Source organism: Duganella phyllosphaerae, from assembly GCF_001758785.1.
Lineage (GTDB): Bacteria > Pseudomonadota > Gammaproteobacteria > Burkholderiales > Burkholderiaceae_D > Rugamonas > Rugamonas phyllosphaerae.
This window is the reverse complement of record NZ_LROM01000136.1, coordinates 1-15834: the sequence shown is the minus strand read 5'-3', so window position 1 is coordinate 15834 and position 15834 is coordinate 1. Positions and strand designations below refer to the sequence as shown.

Sequence of the window (15834 nt, the reverse complement as noted above, 5' to 3'; positions counted from 1 at the left end):
GACGGACTGTTAATCCGCAGGTCCCTGGTTCGAGTCCAGGTCGGGGAGCCAGAATACAGAAAAGCCACGTTGAAAAACGTGGCTTTTTTCGTTTACCTCCTACCTCGGGGTCAGTACCTCGGGGTCAGTGCCGACATTCGGACACCGCCTCAACCATTAAATGGCTGGGCTCGTGTCCAAATGTCGGCACTGACCCTGAAGTTCCGTACCTTAAGGCCAGACGGCCTCGGTCCAATCACGCCACACCTTCAACCGCCCAGGCTCCACACCCATCTGCGTCGCCTTCCACAGCCCGTACTGCTCGGTCTGCTCGGTGGTTACCTGGCCGATCGAGTTGGTGATCATGTAGTAATCGCCGTTGCTGTACTGGCCCAGCGGCGACTTGGCCTGGTCGAGGCAGTAGCGGAAGCCGGCGACGTTTTCCGGTTCGCCGAGCTGGGTATTGCCGGGGTCGCAGCGGCGCCAGGCGTTCACCGGTTGCCAGGTGTAAAGGGCGTTGAACTGGCCGATGGCGCCGTTCACGGTCTTCAGGTACAGCCCCGATTGCAGTTCGTCGAGGAAGCGGTAGCGCGCCGGTTGCACGCCTTCGCGGGTAGCCTTGTCGAGGAAGTTGGCGGTGGCCAGGTGCTTGACGATCTGGGCGCGGCCGTAGCGGGCGGCGTTGTCGTAGCCGGTCGGGCCGTTCGGGTCCCAGATCGGGATGTCATTGTTGACGTACTGCGCGCCCTTGATCCGTCCCTGCAGCAGGCGGATGTTGTGGCTGTTTTGCAGCGCGCGCGCGGCCGGCGTGTTCGAACCGACCAGGTCGCCGATGTACTCGTCGAACGCGGTCAGGTACGGCCAGTCCATCGGATAGTTGACCCAGCCGCTCTGGCCGCCCGGGTTGACCGTCATCTGCAACTGGTACCACTGGTTGCTGCGGTAATAGGAGCCGACTATATTGTCCGCCTCCCAAGCCGTGTACCATTCGCGCGTGATCTTGCCCGAGGTGTTCTTGTCCTCCTGGTACACCATGTGCGGCGCCAGGAAGAACAGGCTCACCGACTGGAACGGCCAGCCGTGCGCTTCGCCGCGGCCTTTCCACTGGCCGGTGGTTTTGTCCTTGTCGCCGATGAACCAGGTCTGGTTGCCTTCGAGCTGGTAGTCCTGCGCCAGTTCCCATTGCTTGACCGCGTTCCAGTGCAGCATGCTGGCCACCGAGCGCTCGATGAAGGCGTTGGTGGTGAAGTCGCGTGGCTTGGCCGCTGACATGGTGGTGCTGTTGGCCAGGGTTTGCAGGTAGGCCGCGCCGCGCTGGGCGCCGTATTGCTGGCCGTTGTCGGCGACGTGGTTGCCGCGTCCGCCGCCGAGGAACTTATACGCGTCCCAGCCGGTAAAGGTCATCATGGCGTTGATCTGCACGCGCAGGTCGGGGATCAGGTGGCTGTAGTCGGCGCGGTTGCCGTTGGGGTTCTTGTGCTGCTCGAACCAGTTGATCAGGTCGTGGTAACGGCCGTTCGGATTCTGCCAGCCTTCGTTCGGGTGCTGGATGCCGTTGGTAAAGCCGCTGCCGTCCGCTGCGGTCGGCCAGATGTCGAGCGGGTGGGTAGTGGGCAGCCAGGCGTTCCAGTCGGGGAACTGCATCGGGATCGCGGTCTCGCGCACGTTCATGGTGGCGTTCGGATTCATCACGCGGTCAATGTCGGCCTGGGTCAGTGCCAGCGGCGCGTTGAGAGGTTTGCCGAACAGCGCTTTCATGGCGTCCGCCGGGGTAGTCAATACCGCGTCGAGGCCGGCGCCGGCCGACCATTCGGTGGCGCAGGCGGCGGTAGTGCAGTCGAGGCCGGGGCCAGGCTGGTACGGCGGATTCCATGGCCGCGCCTTGCCCACGTACGGCACGTCCTTGAGCGACGAACGCAGGAAGGCGGCGATCTGCGCGCCTTGCGTGTCGGACAGGCCGTGGAAGCGGCTGCGCTGGACGATGGCATTGTTCGAATAATTGAAGTATTGCAGGTCGCGGCCGTTGTCGGCGTGGCACGAGGCGCACGCGGCCTGCAGCTTGCGGGTGACGATGGCCGACTTGACGTTGCTGCCGTGGGCATACCACAGCGCCTTGCCGGCATCGATATCGGCCTGCGCCAGGTTGCCGGTGCCGCGCTCGCTCAGCGGGTCGAAACGCTGCACGGCGGTGGTGTCCACCTGCGCCGCGCTGGCGTCCTGCAATTGCAGGTTGAGGATGCGGTAGCCGTTCGATTCGCCGTCGGTGCCGTTGAAGCGGAACTGGATGCGGTTCATGCCCGGCAGCGCCACCAGCCGCGCCTTGGCAGCAGCGTCGAGCGGCAGGGTAATGCGGGTGGTGTAGAAGCCGCCGTTGACGCCGCCATGCAGGCGCTCGTCGTCGGCCAGCACCATGTTGGCGTCGGTAACATCGATCCAGGGCGTGTTGCTGTCGTCGCCGGCGCCGCCGAGGATGCGGATGCTGGCCTTGATCTTGACGGGCAGGGCGGTGGTGGCCTCGAACTCGGGCGCGCCATAGAAGCCGCAGCGGTGGCATTGGAACCACAATTGTGTCGCGGCGCCGAGCTTGTCGGCCGCCAGTCCCAGCCGCGCCTCGGCGATCACCGGTGCGGCTGGCGAGCCGTTGCCCAGCACCTCGAGCGGCAGTACCAGGGCGTCGCTGGCGGCCACCACGGTGGTGGCGGCCAGGCGCGATGCCTTGGCTGACGCTTGCTGGTCGGTGCTGTCACCGGCGCCGCAGGCGGCCAGCAAGGCGGCCGCAGCCAGCGCGCACGCCGTCCTTAACCGTAATCGTAAGTTGTTCATTGGTTTTCCCCGGGGATTGGTTGTGATGTCAATTCGATATGATTGATCAGGCGGTATTGCCAAAGAATGTTACCGGAAATCAAATTCGATTTGAAACGAACAAGGTCTGCTATGGGAGATAGGCGGAAGGCTCACAGAATTTGCAATTCGGCACAAATGTTTCATGAAATTGCAGGTATCGGTGGACGTGAATCTTGCATCTGGTTATTCTTCTTACTCGGGACGTGGTCGTTGCGCAGCGCGCACCCGCACCCAGGTTTTTACAATTGAAAAGGTCACAGAGGTTCACCATGAGTTTTGAAAAAGAAGTGGTTGTCTACGGCACCGAGGATGTGCTCAAGAGCTTGTGCGATTCCGTCTCGCGCGTGATCAATGTGGCCACGCAGAGCCGCGTGAACTATTCGGGCATGGTGCAGCGCATTACCAAGATCGGCCTAAAGCCGGACATCGGTTGCTTCGTGCTGTTCGACGGTGGCTTTACCGGCCTGGTGGTGCTCAATTTCAGCGCCGCCACCGCGATGGAAATCTACGAGCGCTACATGCTAACCATGGGCATGCCGAAGTCGGAACTGGCGACTGCCCACACGTCGGACGAGGTGTCCAACATCATGGGCGAGCTGATGAACCAGATCGTTGGCGACTTCACCGGCAAGGTGCGCCGCGAACTGCAAACCAACATCACCCAGAACCAGCCGAAAATGCTGGTGCTCAACAAGCAGGTGATGCTCAACGTCGATACGCCGCTGGACCGCCCGGAAATCCGCCGCGTGACCTTTTACACCGAGAAAAACAACATCTTCTACCTGGAACTGGCGATCGACCGCACCGAGTTTATCCGTTTGCACGACTTCGACGCCAACGAGGAAACCGATGCCGATGCCCTGATGGATGCGGAGCACGCCAGGGGCGGCAAGGCGTCGCAGTACACGCCGGCCGATGACGAGGACGACAACTCCGACCTGCTGCGCTCACTGGGCATGTAATGCATGTAGAGGGTGTGGTGTTTTTCACACACCCACCGTGATGATCGCAGAAAAAAAGTCGCGCTCAATCGACCCGGCGTAACGCCCTAAACAATATTGATGATTCAGCCAAAAGGCGCCCCGCTCCCAGCCGGGCGCCTTTTTATATTCTGTTTACAGCCGTTGTGTACCGAATATCTAACACTTCAGCGGCCGGGCTATATATTCGGCTTGCAATACCACCTATCAATGAAAGAAAATACCGCCTTTCTCAAAGCGGGTGCATTCTAGACATCTTCAAGATGCATCGCCCCGCTTGAACCGCCATGGTCGCGACAGATGATCAGCGGAGCCAGAACACCAAAGAGAAGACAGGAGACACTGTTTTGCACTCTTTTCGCACTCTTTAGCTAGCCAATTAAATCGGGAATTCGAATGATCAAACTGTCCAAGATGCACAAGCGCCTGCTGGCGCTGAGCGCCGTTATGCCGATGGGCGCCGCCCTGGCCCAGACCGCCACCCAACCACAACTGGAAACCGTCGTGGTGACCGCCCAGCGTCGCGCTGAAAACATCAAGGACGTGCCGGTATCGGTCACGATGCTCAAGGACGAGCGCCTCGACGTGCTGTTGTCCGGCGGCCAGGACATCCGCGTGCTGGCTGGCAAAGTGCCGTCGCTGAACATCGAATCGTCGAACGGCCGTACCTTCCCGCGCTTCTACATCCGCGGCTACGGCAACACCGACTTCAACGCTTTTGCCTCGCAGCCAGTGTCGTTGATCTACGATGACGTCGTGCAGGAAAACGGCATCCTGAAAGGTTTCCCGATGTTCGACCTGGCCGGCGTGGAAGTGCTGCGCGGCCCGCAAGGCACGCTGTTTGGCCGCAACACCCCGGCCGGCGTGGTCAAGTTCGAATCGGCCAAGCCGAACCTGGACAAAGTGGAAGGCTATTACAGCCTGTCGGCCGCCACCCACAACACCATCAACCTCGAAGGCGCCGCCAACGTGCCGCTGTCGAGCGAATGGGCGATGCGCGTATCGACCCTGCGCCAGCACCGTGACGACTTCGTCGACAACACCTTTACCGGCGCCAAAGATTCGCTGGAAGGCTACAACGAACACGCCGAGCGCGTGCAGTTCCTGTACAAGCCCAGCACCACTTTCAACGCGCTGTTCAATGTGCACTCGCGTTCGACTACCGGCAGCGCGCGCCTGTTCCGTGCCAACCTGATCCGCCAAGGCACCAACGACTTCGCCGACGGCTACGACTTCACCAAGATCGGCACCAATGCGCAGAACGGCCAGCACCTGCGCACCAACGGCGCCAACGCGCGCCTGTCGTGGGACCTGGGTGCGGTCAAGCTGTTCTCGATCACCGGCTACGAAGGCGTGGACGACTACCTGAGCCGTGGCGACATCGACGGCGGTTTCCCGAACCAGCCGGGCGTGCCATTCCAGGTCGAGACCGCAGGTGGCCTGAGCTACCTGAAGCAGTACAGCCAGGAATTCCGCGTCGAATCGAAAAACGCCGGTCCGCTGAACTGGCAGACCGGTGTGTACTGGTTCAAGGAAAGCGCCGAAGGCCTGACCGACAACTTCGACACCGCCGGCATCCGCACCTCGCGCCTGGTAAGCCATCAGAACAACACCGCCAAGGCCATCTTCGGTTCGGTCACCTACGACCTGAGCAGCGACCTGGTGCTGCGTGGCGGCGTGCGCTACACCAACGACAAGAAGGACTTCCGCACCGTCACCAACATCAACGTGGCGCAAGTTGGCCCAAGCACGGCCGATGCCGACAAGAGCAAGGCCAACTGGGACGCCAGCCTGACCTACAAGATCAACCCGGACGTGAATGCCTACGCCCGCGTGGCGACCGGCTTCCGCGCGCCGAGTATTGCAGCCGCTTCGGCAGCAGTGCCGATCACCGTGGCCGATGCGGAAACCATCACCTCGTACGAAGCCGGTATCAAGGCCGACCTGTTCAACCGTCGCGCCCGCGCCAACTTCAGCGTCTATAACTACGAAGTCAAGAACCAGCAACTGACCGTGGTCGGCGGCCTGTCCAACGCCAACCAGCTGATCAACGCTGCCAAGACCAAGGGTCGCGGCGTGGAAGCCGACTTCGAAGCCTTCATCACCCCGGCCTTCAAGGTGACTGCAGGCGGTTCGTACAACTTCACCGAGATCAAGGATCCGTCGCTGCGCGTGGCCACCTGCAACCCACTCCGCTGCACCGTAACCGATCCGGTCGACGCCAACGGCTTCGCCCGCATCGACGGCAACGCACTGCCACAGGCGCCGAAGTACACCGTCAACGCCACCGCCCGCTACAACTGGGCGCTGGAAAACGGCAACCTGTTCGTGCTGACCGACTGGGCTTACCGCAGCAAGATCAACTTCTTCCTGTACGAGTCGAAAGAGTTCACCGGCAAGTCGATGGTCGAAGGCGGCGTACGCGTGGGCTACAACTGGGATGGCGGCAAGTATGAAGTGGCAGCATTCGGCCGCAACATCACCAACACCGCGCGCATCATCGGCGGCATCGACTTCAACAACCGCACCGGTTTCGTGAACGAGCCACGCCAGTTCGGCGCCCAGTTCCGCGGCAATTTTTAAAAGTCGCCGTTCAGCGTAGACAGCTGACAAAGGGCCGTATATAATGCGGCCTCTTTTCCCTGATAGCTCAGTTGGTAGAGCGACGGACTGTTAATCCGCAGGTCCCTGGTTCGAGTCCAGGTCGGGGAGCCAGAATTTGTAGCATCGAAAAGCCCAGCCTTTACCGGTTGGGCTTTTTGCATTGGCCCCTTATTTTGCAGCCGTCTCCATCGCTTTTCCCCACTCTTCCCGGATCTTCTTTTTGAAGTCCAGGTACTCCCAGTCGGAGTCCGGCGAGAAGTGCTCGATTTGACCGTTCTCGATGTAATCGAAGTATTCGTAATGCGCCTCGTCGTCGTCCGGGTAGCGGTAGCACTGGATGGTCGCGCAGAAGTCGCCGCCGGCTTTCGGTGACGGATTTTTCAGTTGGTGGATCTGGTAGTAGTCGGGCGTGAGGAAGGTCACATCGCCGGCATGGGCGATCATGCTGCCCCAGGGCGTGAGCAGTTTCGGGCTGAGCGAGCTGAACCATGACACCTGAATTTGCCCATGCAGTACCTTGATCACGGCGCAGGCTTTGCCATGGTCATGGATCGGCGAGCCATTACCCGCCGGCCAGATCTCGAGCACGTAAGGCTGGCCGGGGGAGTCGCCCATATTGGTGTCGAGCGTGATGCGCAGGTAGCCGAACTCTTCTTCCTTTTTCTTGAGCTTGCTGTTGCAGAGCGCGCCCTCGGTGACGATGGAATACTGGATCGCCTGGGCGAACTCCGGGAAGTCCGGCGAATTGAGGGTGATGCCGGGGCCGGCAACGTTGGCGTACAGGCGCTGGCACACCGGGGAAAGGTCGTTGACCACCGAGGCGCTGTTTCCGGCGATGACTTCCATGGTAATGGCCGACGTCGGGATGACGGTCGGTGGCGGATCGAGCGTGACAGGGATCTGCATCACCCGCAGGTGGTCCTTCACGGTACCTTTGATGTCGACATGGCGCAGGTCTTTGCTGAAGTCCTTCAACGCGTAGGTCGATTCGGTATCCCATTGAAATTCGAGCAGCATCAGGTGACGCAGCATTTCGCCCTTGCCGTAGCGGACGCGCATATTGTTGCTGTCGATGCTGACCCAGTACGGTTGCCTGAGTTCGGGCAGGGTAAGCAGCAGCTTTTCGTCTTTCGATGTCACCAGGTTGGTGAGGTCACTGCCGGTTCTGCAGTCGATGCTGAAACGTGTGCGGCTGATCGCCACCTCCAGCGCGCTGCCTGCTTCGGTAGTAAACACAAATCGTAGGGTGTCGTCGACGACATCGGGCTTGATCGATACTGTCCCTTGACCCTTGATCGGCAATACCGCGCCGTTATCGGTGGCAACCGCGTAGTGCAAACTGACGCGCTGTTTCGGGGCTTGCAAACTCGTCATGGTGATCTGTCCTCGTAGATAGTTAGAATGCCGTTAGGCAACTCCAACTATATAAGACAGGACCGGGCTGGAAATGCGCGCATTGTCACTTGATTGGTTTTTCACCGAGGCGGGCGCAACGCTCGGCCATGAGTGCTCGGGCTTCGATCATTGCAGCGCGGGTTGCTGCATTCGGCACTTTCAGGTCCAGCGGGAAAGCTTGCTCGGCAACCACGCGGCGCAGCAACATGCTCACCGCATCGGACATGGTCAGGCCCATCGACGCCAGTATTTCACTTGACTGAGCTTTGAGCTCCGCGTCCACGCGGACGTGCAGCATTGAAGTGTTGGTTGCCATTAGTTACTCCTGTCACATTATCACGCCCTAAGCACCGTTAACTCGGCCAACGCCTTCTGCCGCCCGCCCAGCACAGCAGCAATCAGCAACGCACCGGCCGACGCCATCAGCCCACGCTCGAGACCCGCCGGCCCGTCGGCGATCCAGCCCACCATGCTGGGGCCGACAATTTGTCCGAGCGCGAAGGCGGTGGTGAACGCGCTGATGCCTGCCGACCAGGCTGCCTGCGGCAGGTTGTGCCGCACCAGCGCGGTGGTCGATGCGACGACCGACAGGAACACGCCGCCGAACACCAGCCCCGACAGAAATACCACTGGCGCCGCGCCCGTCAATGCAGGCAGGATCGTGACAGTGGCCAGCAGGGCGTTGAGGATGGCCAACGATTCGCCGCCCTTGAAATGGTCGAGCATGCTGGCCCAGATGCGCGATGAGGCGACCACTGCCAGGCCCAGCAGCGCATAGAAGCCGGTGATCAGTCCGGCCTGCATGCCTTGCTGCTTGAGCAGCGCCACCACGAACGTCATGTAGCCGATATAGCCCACGCCGAACATGAAATAGCTGCCCAGGCCGAAGGCAAAGTCGTGCACCGCAAAGCTGCGCGTTCCGGCGACGGCAGGCGGGGCGTCGCCGATCGCCCTGGCGGGCCGCGCCATGATGGCGGTACCCAGCAGGCAGGCCGCCGCCATTGCCCACCATGCCCATTGCCAAAGATGTGAGGCGCGGTAGTGCGATGCCAGCGCAATGGCGGCCGGCACCAGCAGGGCGGACACGGTGATGCCGATGCCGGTGCCGCCGTAATACAGGCCGATGATCAGCCCCGCACGGCCGCTGTGTTGTGAGCCGAGCCGGGCCGCCAGCACGCCGCCAGTGATGAAGATAAACGCGCTGGCGATGCCGGCACCCAGGCGCTGCAGGGCCAGCAGCACGGTATCGGTCGTCAGGCCCGCCGCCAGCATGATCACGCTCGCGGCGACGGCTCCCGTCACCAGCAGGCGCCAGACGCCGACCCGCCGCATCAGCGCGGGAGTACTCAGGGCGCCGAGAAAATAGCCGAGCGCGTTATAGGTGTTCATGGAGCCGGCCAGCAGGTAGGACCAGCCAAGATCGTCGCGCATGGGCGGCAGCAGCAAGCCATACGAAAAGCGCGTCAGGCCCAGCGCAATCGCGGCCCCCAGCGAGAGCGCGGCGGCGGTCCGGAGCGTTGAGCGCGGTGCTGGCATGGCTCAGGCCCCGTGGCAGGCGACAATGCGGGCAAGTCGGACAGCGCGGTCACTGTTGGTGCGACTTGTCTTCATGATCAACCTCCCGTCATTTCGGATACCAATGATGCACAGTAGGCTGAAGACCGTCAACATGCACGTAAGCACCCCTGCGCCCTCGCAGGATTTGATACGGATCAAACGAAGCGCCGCAGTCGATTTTTATCATGATCAGTCCATCAACCCACAATCCAAGGAGGATGTCATGGCGAACAGTCTGATGCGTATCGATCCGTTCCGCGATCTCACCCGTTTCGATCCCCTGCGCGATATCGACGAATTGTTCCGCGACCTGGCCGGCCCGGCCTGGCGTACCGAGCAAATGCCGCGCATGCGCATGGATGTCTCGGAAACCGAGCAGCACTACCTGGTCAAGGCCGAGCTGCCGGGTGTGCAGAAGGAAGACATCAAGGTCTCGATCCACGGCAACCAGGTGTCGCTCAGCGCCGAGGTCAAGAACGAAAAAAGCGCCGATGCCGCCGGCAGCGGCAGTGCCGGCAACCTGCGCAGCGAGCGCTACTACGGCCAGGTGCAGCGCAGCTTCACGCTGCCGCAGGAAGTCGATGACGACCAGGCCGAGGCCCGTTACGAGAACGGCGTGCTGAGCCTGACGCTGCCGAAGAAAATGGGCGCCGGCGGCAAGCAACTGGCGATCCAGTAATCCTGCAAGTTATTGCGCGGGCGCGCTGCAGGCCGGGTCCGACTCCCAGCTGCCAGAGCAGATGCGCGAGCGGCACAGCATCCCTTCCATCAGGCCGAGCTGTTTGCAGCGCCCCAGCAAGTCCGCGGTCGGCACGCCGTTCGCGCGTTCGACCACGTCGCGGCTGCGCTCTGGCGCCACGCTGGCAGGCTTGCCGGCGTGGGCGACCAGCGCGGTCAGCAGGGTGACGTCGGAGTCGCTGGTGGTACCCGGGCTCGGGCTCGAGCCCGGGTGTCTGCGTGGTGTCTTCGGCGCCAGTGTGCCGCTTACCGCGGCTGTGTTCTGGTGGGCGCCGGCGTTGTCGGCGGTCTTGGCCACCTTGGCGGACGTAGCGCGCAAGTTGGTCGAATCGGGCGTCTTGGGCGCGCCGCCGGTGAGCGTGCGTGGCGCCGCTGGTGTTGCTGCCAACCCCATTGCCGGCGTTCCATGGTGCGCGTCGATGATCGCCGCCGGGCGGTCGCCGTCGTCGTTGCGAGTGGCTGCGTTGGCCGCCACTGGCGCGGTTCCTGCCAACGCCATCGTTTCTGCGGTTGGCGTCGCTGTCGCTGACCGGACGGGCGCGGCAGTCGTTGCAGGCGCCGTCGCCGTGGTCTGCGCGAATAGGTCGGCTGCGCTGCGGCCGCCGTCCGCGTGACGCTTGAACGTCACCGGCGTAATCGTTTCCTCGTGCATCAGCCAGGCCACGCCGCCAATGGTCAGCAACAGCACGACCAGGCCCATGGTCCAGCCGTCAAGACGCGAGGCGCGGACCGGATGGTTGGCGCGGCTGGAAGCCTTGGGCCCGTGTTCCAGTTGCGCCAGGATGCGCCGGTTGCGATCGGCCGCACCATGTAACGGTCGATGGCTCGCACCCATAAGGTTCGGCATCTGCTTGAAGGTGTCCACATTTATCTCCCGGGTTTGATCTGGTCTTTCACGCGAATTGCCGGCCGGCATACCATCGGGTTTTGCGGCCGCCTGCCAGTGTCCATCCGGCAGCGCGCCCCGTTGTTGACGGAGCGCACCATGTTTCTCTTTTCCATGCTGATGTTTTTTGTCGTGGTCTGCGCCGGTGCGTGGCTGCTGCTGTTTCCCGCCGGGCGGACGCTGCTGGCGCAGGCAGTGACCGGTGTGGCCGGCCGCATCGAGCAGCACCTGCGCAGCCGGGCGGCCCACGGTGTGCTGCAAGCCGGCGTGCTCGGTCGCGGCGCGCGCGCTGGCCTGGCCGGTGGCGCGCACTTGCTGTGGCGGCGCTGGCCGTTGCTGGTGGCCGCTACGGTGCTGCTGACGGTGCCGCCGCTGCTGGCGCTGGTGCTCAGCAGCCCGACCATGTTAAACGGCTACGAGGACCATCGCGTCACCAACGAGCAGGTGGCGCTGCTGCTCAAGGGCGAACGGCTGGCGGCCCCGGCCGCGCTGCCGCCACCGGTATTTACCACCGCCGAAGTCACGCTGGTACGGCCCATGCTCGACAGCGCCAACCGCAACTGGCAGCTGCTCGACCCCGACTTTTCGCGCCGCTTGCTGGTGGTGTTTCGCATCATGAAGGAACAGCACGGATACGACATGGCGATACTCGAAGGCTATCGCAGCCCCGAGCGGCAGAATGCGCTGGCGGCGGCCGGCCCGGCAGTCACCAATGCGCGCGCATTCCAGAGCTATCACCAGTTTGGCCTCGCCGCCGATTGCGCCTTTGTGCGTGACGGCAAGCTGGTGATCTCGGAAAAAGATCCATGGGCCATGCGCGGCTACCAGCTGTACGGCGAGGTGGCGCAGTCGGTGGGGCTGACCTGGGGCGGGCGCTGGAAGATGATGGATTTCGGCCATGCCGAGCTGCGCGTGGCCGGCACGCTCGCTAAATAGTTCCAGGTGGCTATTGTTGTTATTGCTCAAGATTTGCTGGCAATCCAGGTGGCAACATTGATCGGTCCGCCTTCTGCCCAGGCGCCGAATTCTGCTGCCTGCCCGTGAGCCTGCCGATGCGACGATTCTGGAATTACATCACCGATGCCCACCGCCTGACGATCGCCGGTCTGATCGCCATGGCGGCGCTGTTCTACCTGGGCGCAGAAGTGCTGGAGCTGGCGCTGATCTGGGCCCTGGGCGCCTCCGTACTGATGCTGCTCGTTACCGCTGGCATATGGTGGTGGCGCCGCCGCCGCGCCGGCAGCGACGCTGAACAACTGGCGCAAGCCATCACCGCGCCCACGCCGGCCGAGGCCATTGAGCGCGATCACTCGGTGGAAGAAGTCAAAGCCATCCGCGAGGGCCTGCTCAAGGCCATCGACACCATCAAGGGTTCGCGCCTGGGCATCGTGGCCGGCGCGCGGGCCTTGTACGAGCTGCCGTGGTACATGGTGATCGGCAATCCGGCGGCGGGCAAAAGCACGGCGATCACCAATTCGGGCCTGCAGTTCCCGTTCGCTGACGGCAAGGTGGTGCAGGGCGTGGCCGGCACCCGTAATTGCGACTGGTTCTTCACGCCCGACGGCATTCTGCTCGACACCGCCGGTCGCTACTCGGTGATGGACCAGCACCGCGCCGAGTGGTTCGGCTTTCTCGACCTCTTGAAAAAATACCGGCGCCGGGCGCCGATCAACGGCATCCTGATCGCGGTCAGCATCGCCGAACTGCGCGGCGACGATCCGGACGCCGCCATCCAGCTGGCGCGCGGCCTGCGCAAGCGGGTGCAGGACCTGATCGAGCGGCTGGAGGTGTTTGCGCCGGTGTACGTGGTGTTTACCAAGGCCGACCTGGTGGCCGGCTTCGGCGAGTTTTTCGCCCAGGCCGAACGGGCCGAGCGCGAACGTGTGTGGGGCGCCACCATGCCCTATCGACGCAAGCACGCCAGCGGCCAGATCCTGGCCTTCTTTGACCATAGTTTTGATGAATTGTGCGACGGCCTCAAGGCGCTCTCGATCGCCAACATGGGCCAGCAGCGGCGCGACCGCATGGACCCGGGCGTGTTCACGTTCCCGCTCGAATTTTCCACCTTGCGTGCGCCGCTGCGCGCCTTCCTGGCCGCGCTGTTCGAGGAAAATCCGTACCAGTTCAAGCCGCTGTTTCGCGGCTACTACTTCACCAGCGCGCTGCAGGAAGGATTGCCGGTCAGCGCGCAGTCGCAGCACGTGGCGCAGCGCTTCGGCTTGCAGGCGACCGAGCGCGGCGCCGCTGCGCGTGCCGGCACTGGCCACTCGGGCTTTTTCCTCTTCAACCTGTTTCGCAACGTGATCTTCGCCGACAAGGACCTAGTTTCGCAGTATGCCAGCCGCCACCAGGTGCGCCTGAGGTACGCTGCATTCTTCACGGCGATGCTGCTGCTGGGCGGCGCGCTCGGTGGGTGGGGCTGGTCGTACCTGGGCAACCGCCAACTGGTGAACAATGTGCAGGCGGACCTGGACCAGGTGATCAAGCTGCAGCAGGGGCGCCTCGATTTGCAGTCGCGGCTGGAGGCGCTGGCGGTCCTGCAGGACCGTATCGATCAGCTGGAGCGCTACCGCGACGAGCGGCCCTGGTCACTGCGCATGGGGCTGTACCAGGGCGAGCTGCTCGAGCAAAAGCTGCGCGCCGAGTATTTTGCCGGCGTCAGGGAGGTGATGGTCAAGCCGGTGGTCGCCAACCTGGAAGAACTGCTGACGGCGATGAACACCCATGCCGACCAGCTGCACGCATCCGGCGGCGAAGGCCCGTCTGCTGCGGAGACCATGCAGACCACGGCCGTTACCGAGGCCGCGCAATTCCAGCAGGCGTCCGCCGTCAACGTGGACGATGCCTACAACGCCTTGAAAACGTACCTGATGCTGGCCGATAAATCCCACGCCGAGCCGGGCCACCTGAACGACCAGCTGACCCGTTACTGGCGCGGCTGGCTCGAGAGTCAGCGCGGCGCCATGTCGCGCGAGCAGATGATCCAGGCGGCCGAGCGGCTGCTGACGTTCTACCTGGCGCAGGTGGCCGATCCGTCGTGGCCGCGCATCGAACCGAAGCTGGCGCTGGTGGACCAGTCGCGCGAGAACCTGCGCCGCGTGGTGCGCGGCATGCCGGCGCGCGAACGCGTGTACGCCGACATCCGGGCGCGCGCCAATACCCGCTTCCCGGCCATGACGGTGTCGCGCATGGTGGGCGAACAGGACCAGGCGCTGGTGGCCGGCAGCCATGCGATTGCCGGCGCCTACACCCGCGAGGCCTGGGAAAAATACGTGCAGCCGGCCTTCCGCGAGGCCGCTGCGCGCGAACTGCAAAGCACCGACTGGGTGCTCAAGAGCGCTACCCGTGACGACCTGACGCTCGAAGGCAGCCCGGAACAGATCCAGAAGGGCCTTACCGACTTGTACAAGGCCGACTACGCGCGCGAATGGCAAAAGTTCGTCACCGGCGTCACCGTCGCCAACCTCGATAGCCTTGGTGCCGCCGTTGTCGCCATGAACCGGCTTGGCGATCCGCAGTCGTCGCCGCTGGCTAAACTGCTCGCAACCATCGATCAGCAAACCTCGTGGGACAACCCGTCGGTGATGAACGCGGAACTGCAGGCGGCGCAGGGCGGCTTCGTCAACTGGATCAAGAACCGCGTGCTGCGGCGAGCGTCGTCGCAGGTGAACATCAACCTGCAATTGCCGAACGCCGCAGACCAGCCAATGGGGCCGATCGGGCGCGAGTTCGCCGGCGTGGCCAGACTGCTGGCGGCGCGCGACAAGAATGCTTCGCTGCTGGACGGCTATCTGCACACCCTGTCGAAGCTGCGCGGTCGCCTCAACCAGCTGAAAAACCAGGGTGACCCCGGCCCCGGCGCACGCCAGTTCATGCAGCAGACGCTGGAGGGCACCGGCTCCGAGCTTGCCGATGCGCTGCGCCACGTGGACGAGCAGATGATGAACGGCATGAGCGACAGCCAGAAGCAGGCCATCCGGCCGCTGCTGGTGCGCCCACTGATGCAGACCTTCGCGGTGCTGATCGCACCGGCCGAAGCGGAGATCAACAAGACCTGGCTGGCGCAGGTGGTCGAGCCGTTCCGGCAGACGCTGGCCGACAAGTACCCGTTCGCGCCGAACGCGCGTAGCGAGGCGGCCGGCGCCGACGTCGCCCGCTTTTTCGGGCCGGAGGGACTGGTTGCCAAGTTTGCCACCACCGCCATGGGACCGCTGGTGGTGCGGCGCGGCGACGTGCTCGCGCCGCGCACCTGGGCCGACATGGGCATTGCGCTGGCGCCGCAAACGGCCACGCGCTTTGCCGGCTGGATCGCACCGCTCGATGGCACGGGCGCCGCCGCACCGACGCCGGCGCAAACCGTGTTCCAGATCCAGCCGCTGCCGGCGCCCGGCGCGCTCGAATACGTGGTCGATATCGACGGCCAGCAGCTGCGCTACCGTAACACGCCGCCGCAATGGGCGCACATGGTCCATCCTGGTCCCAACGGCGTGCAGGGCGCCCGCATTACCGCCACCGGCGTCGATGGCCGCAGCGTGGACGTGTTCAATCAGCCTGGCCCACAGGGCTTGAAAATGATGATCGACGCCGCAGCCAGGCAGCGGCGTGAAGGCGGCGGGTTCGAACTGCGCTGGACCAGCGGCACGGTGACGGTGGCGATGGGCCTGAAAATCATCAGCACCCCCGATAGCGACGACAGCGAGCCCGAGCCGCCTGCGCCGGGCCAGCGCTTCAAGGGCATGCAGTTGCCCGAGACGGTGGTCGGCGCACCGGCCGTGGCAGTCGCCGGGACCGCGCCATGAAAGGCGGGGCGCAGGCGGCTCGGGCTCGCTGTCGTCGCTATCGGGGGTGCTG

10 protein-coding genes and 1 tRNA gene are annotated in these 15834 nt (G+C 63.5%); 6 read left to right on the top strand and 5 right to left on the bottom strand.

The genetic code is table 11. From position 1 onward, the window contains the following. Positions 1-210: 210 nt before the first annotated feature. Complete coding sequence (locus DUPY_RS23315; protein WP_070251551.1) at positions 211-2802, bottom strand: hypothetical protein; 2592 nt, start codon at positions 2800-2802, stop codon at positions 211-213. 290 nt (positions 2803-3092) lie between these two features. Between DUPY_RS23315 and DUPY_RS23310 the strand changes: the two genes are divergently transcribed. From DUPY_RS23310 to DUPY_RS23300, 3 genes are all read left to right on the top strand, one after another. Next, positions 3093-3785, top strand: coding sequence for a DUF3334 family protein (locus DUPY_RS23310; RefSeq protein WP_070251550.1), 693 nt, complete (start codon positions 3093-3095; stop codon positions 3783-3785). A gap of 414 nt (positions 3786-4199) precedes the next feature. Continuing rightward, a complete protein-coding gene (locus tag DUPY_RS23305; RefSeq protein WP_070251549.1) occupies positions 4200-6386 on the top strand; it encodes a TonB-dependent receptor in 2187 nt (728 codons plus the stop codon). Between the two features lie 56 nt (positions 6387-6442). Next, positions 6443-6518: transfer RNA gene (locus tag DUPY_RS23300), tRNA-Asn, on the top strand. Positions 6519-6575: 57 nt separating this feature from the next. Here DUPY_RS23300 and DUPY_RS23295 read toward each other — a convergent pair. The 3 genes from DUPY_RS23295 to DUPY_RS23285 form a co-directional block, all read right to left on the bottom strand. After that, the gene (locus DUPY_RS23295) at positions 6576-7781 is read right to left on the bottom strand and encodes a cysteine dioxygenase (protein WP_070251548.1); all 1206 of its coding nucleotides are present in this window, start codon (positions 7779-7781) and stop codon (positions 6576-6578) included. Positions 7782-7866: 85 nt separating this feature from the next. Beyond that, complete coding sequence (locus DUPY_RS23290) at positions 7867-8118, bottom strand: type II toxin-antitoxin system RelB/DinJ family antitoxin (protein WP_071651688.1); 252 nt, start codon at positions 8116-8118, stop codon at positions 7867-7869. Between the two features lie 20 nt (positions 8119-8138). Beyond that, positions 8139-9338, bottom strand: a complete 1200-nt coding sequence (locus DUPY_RS23285; RefSeq protein ID WP_070251546.1) for a YbfB/YjiJ family MFS transporter — start codon at positions 9336-9338, stop codon at positions 8139-8141. 244 nt (positions 9339-9582) lie between these two features. Between DUPY_RS23285 and DUPY_RS23280 the strand changes: the two genes are divergently transcribed. Continuing rightward, complete coding sequence (locus DUPY_RS23280) at positions 9583-10038, top strand: Hsp20/alpha crystallin family protein (protein WP_070251545.1); 456 nt, start codon at positions 9583-9585, stop codon at positions 10036-10038. A 9-nt stretch (positions 10039-10047) separates the two neighbouring features. On the opposite strand, the gene DUPY_RS23275 is transcribed toward DUPY_RS23280, so the two are convergent. Next, on the bottom strand, positions 10048-10962 hold the full coding sequence (locus DUPY_RS23275) for a hypothetical protein (protein ID WP_070251544.1): 915 nt from the start codon (positions 10960-10962) through the stop codon (positions 10048-10050). A gap of 120 nt (positions 10963-11082) precedes the next feature. On the opposite strand from DUPY_RS23275, the gene DUPY_RS23270 reads away from it, so the two are divergent. Both DUPY_RS23270 and tssM read left to right on the top strand, forming a co-directional pair. Further along, positions 11083-11919: a M15 family metallopeptidase gene (locus tag DUPY_RS23270; protein ID WP_070251543.1), complete on the top strand. Its 837-nt coding sequence runs from the start codon at positions 11083-11085 to the stop codon at positions 11917-11919. 116 nt (positions 11920-12035) lie between these two features. Next, positions 12036-15782: a type VI secretion system membrane subunit TssM gene (tssM, locus tag DUPY_RS23265; RefSeq protein WP_070251542.1), complete on the top strand. Its 3747-nt coding sequence runs from the start codon at positions 12036-12038 to the stop codon at positions 15780-15782. Positions 15783-15834 lie beyond the last annotated feature (52 nt).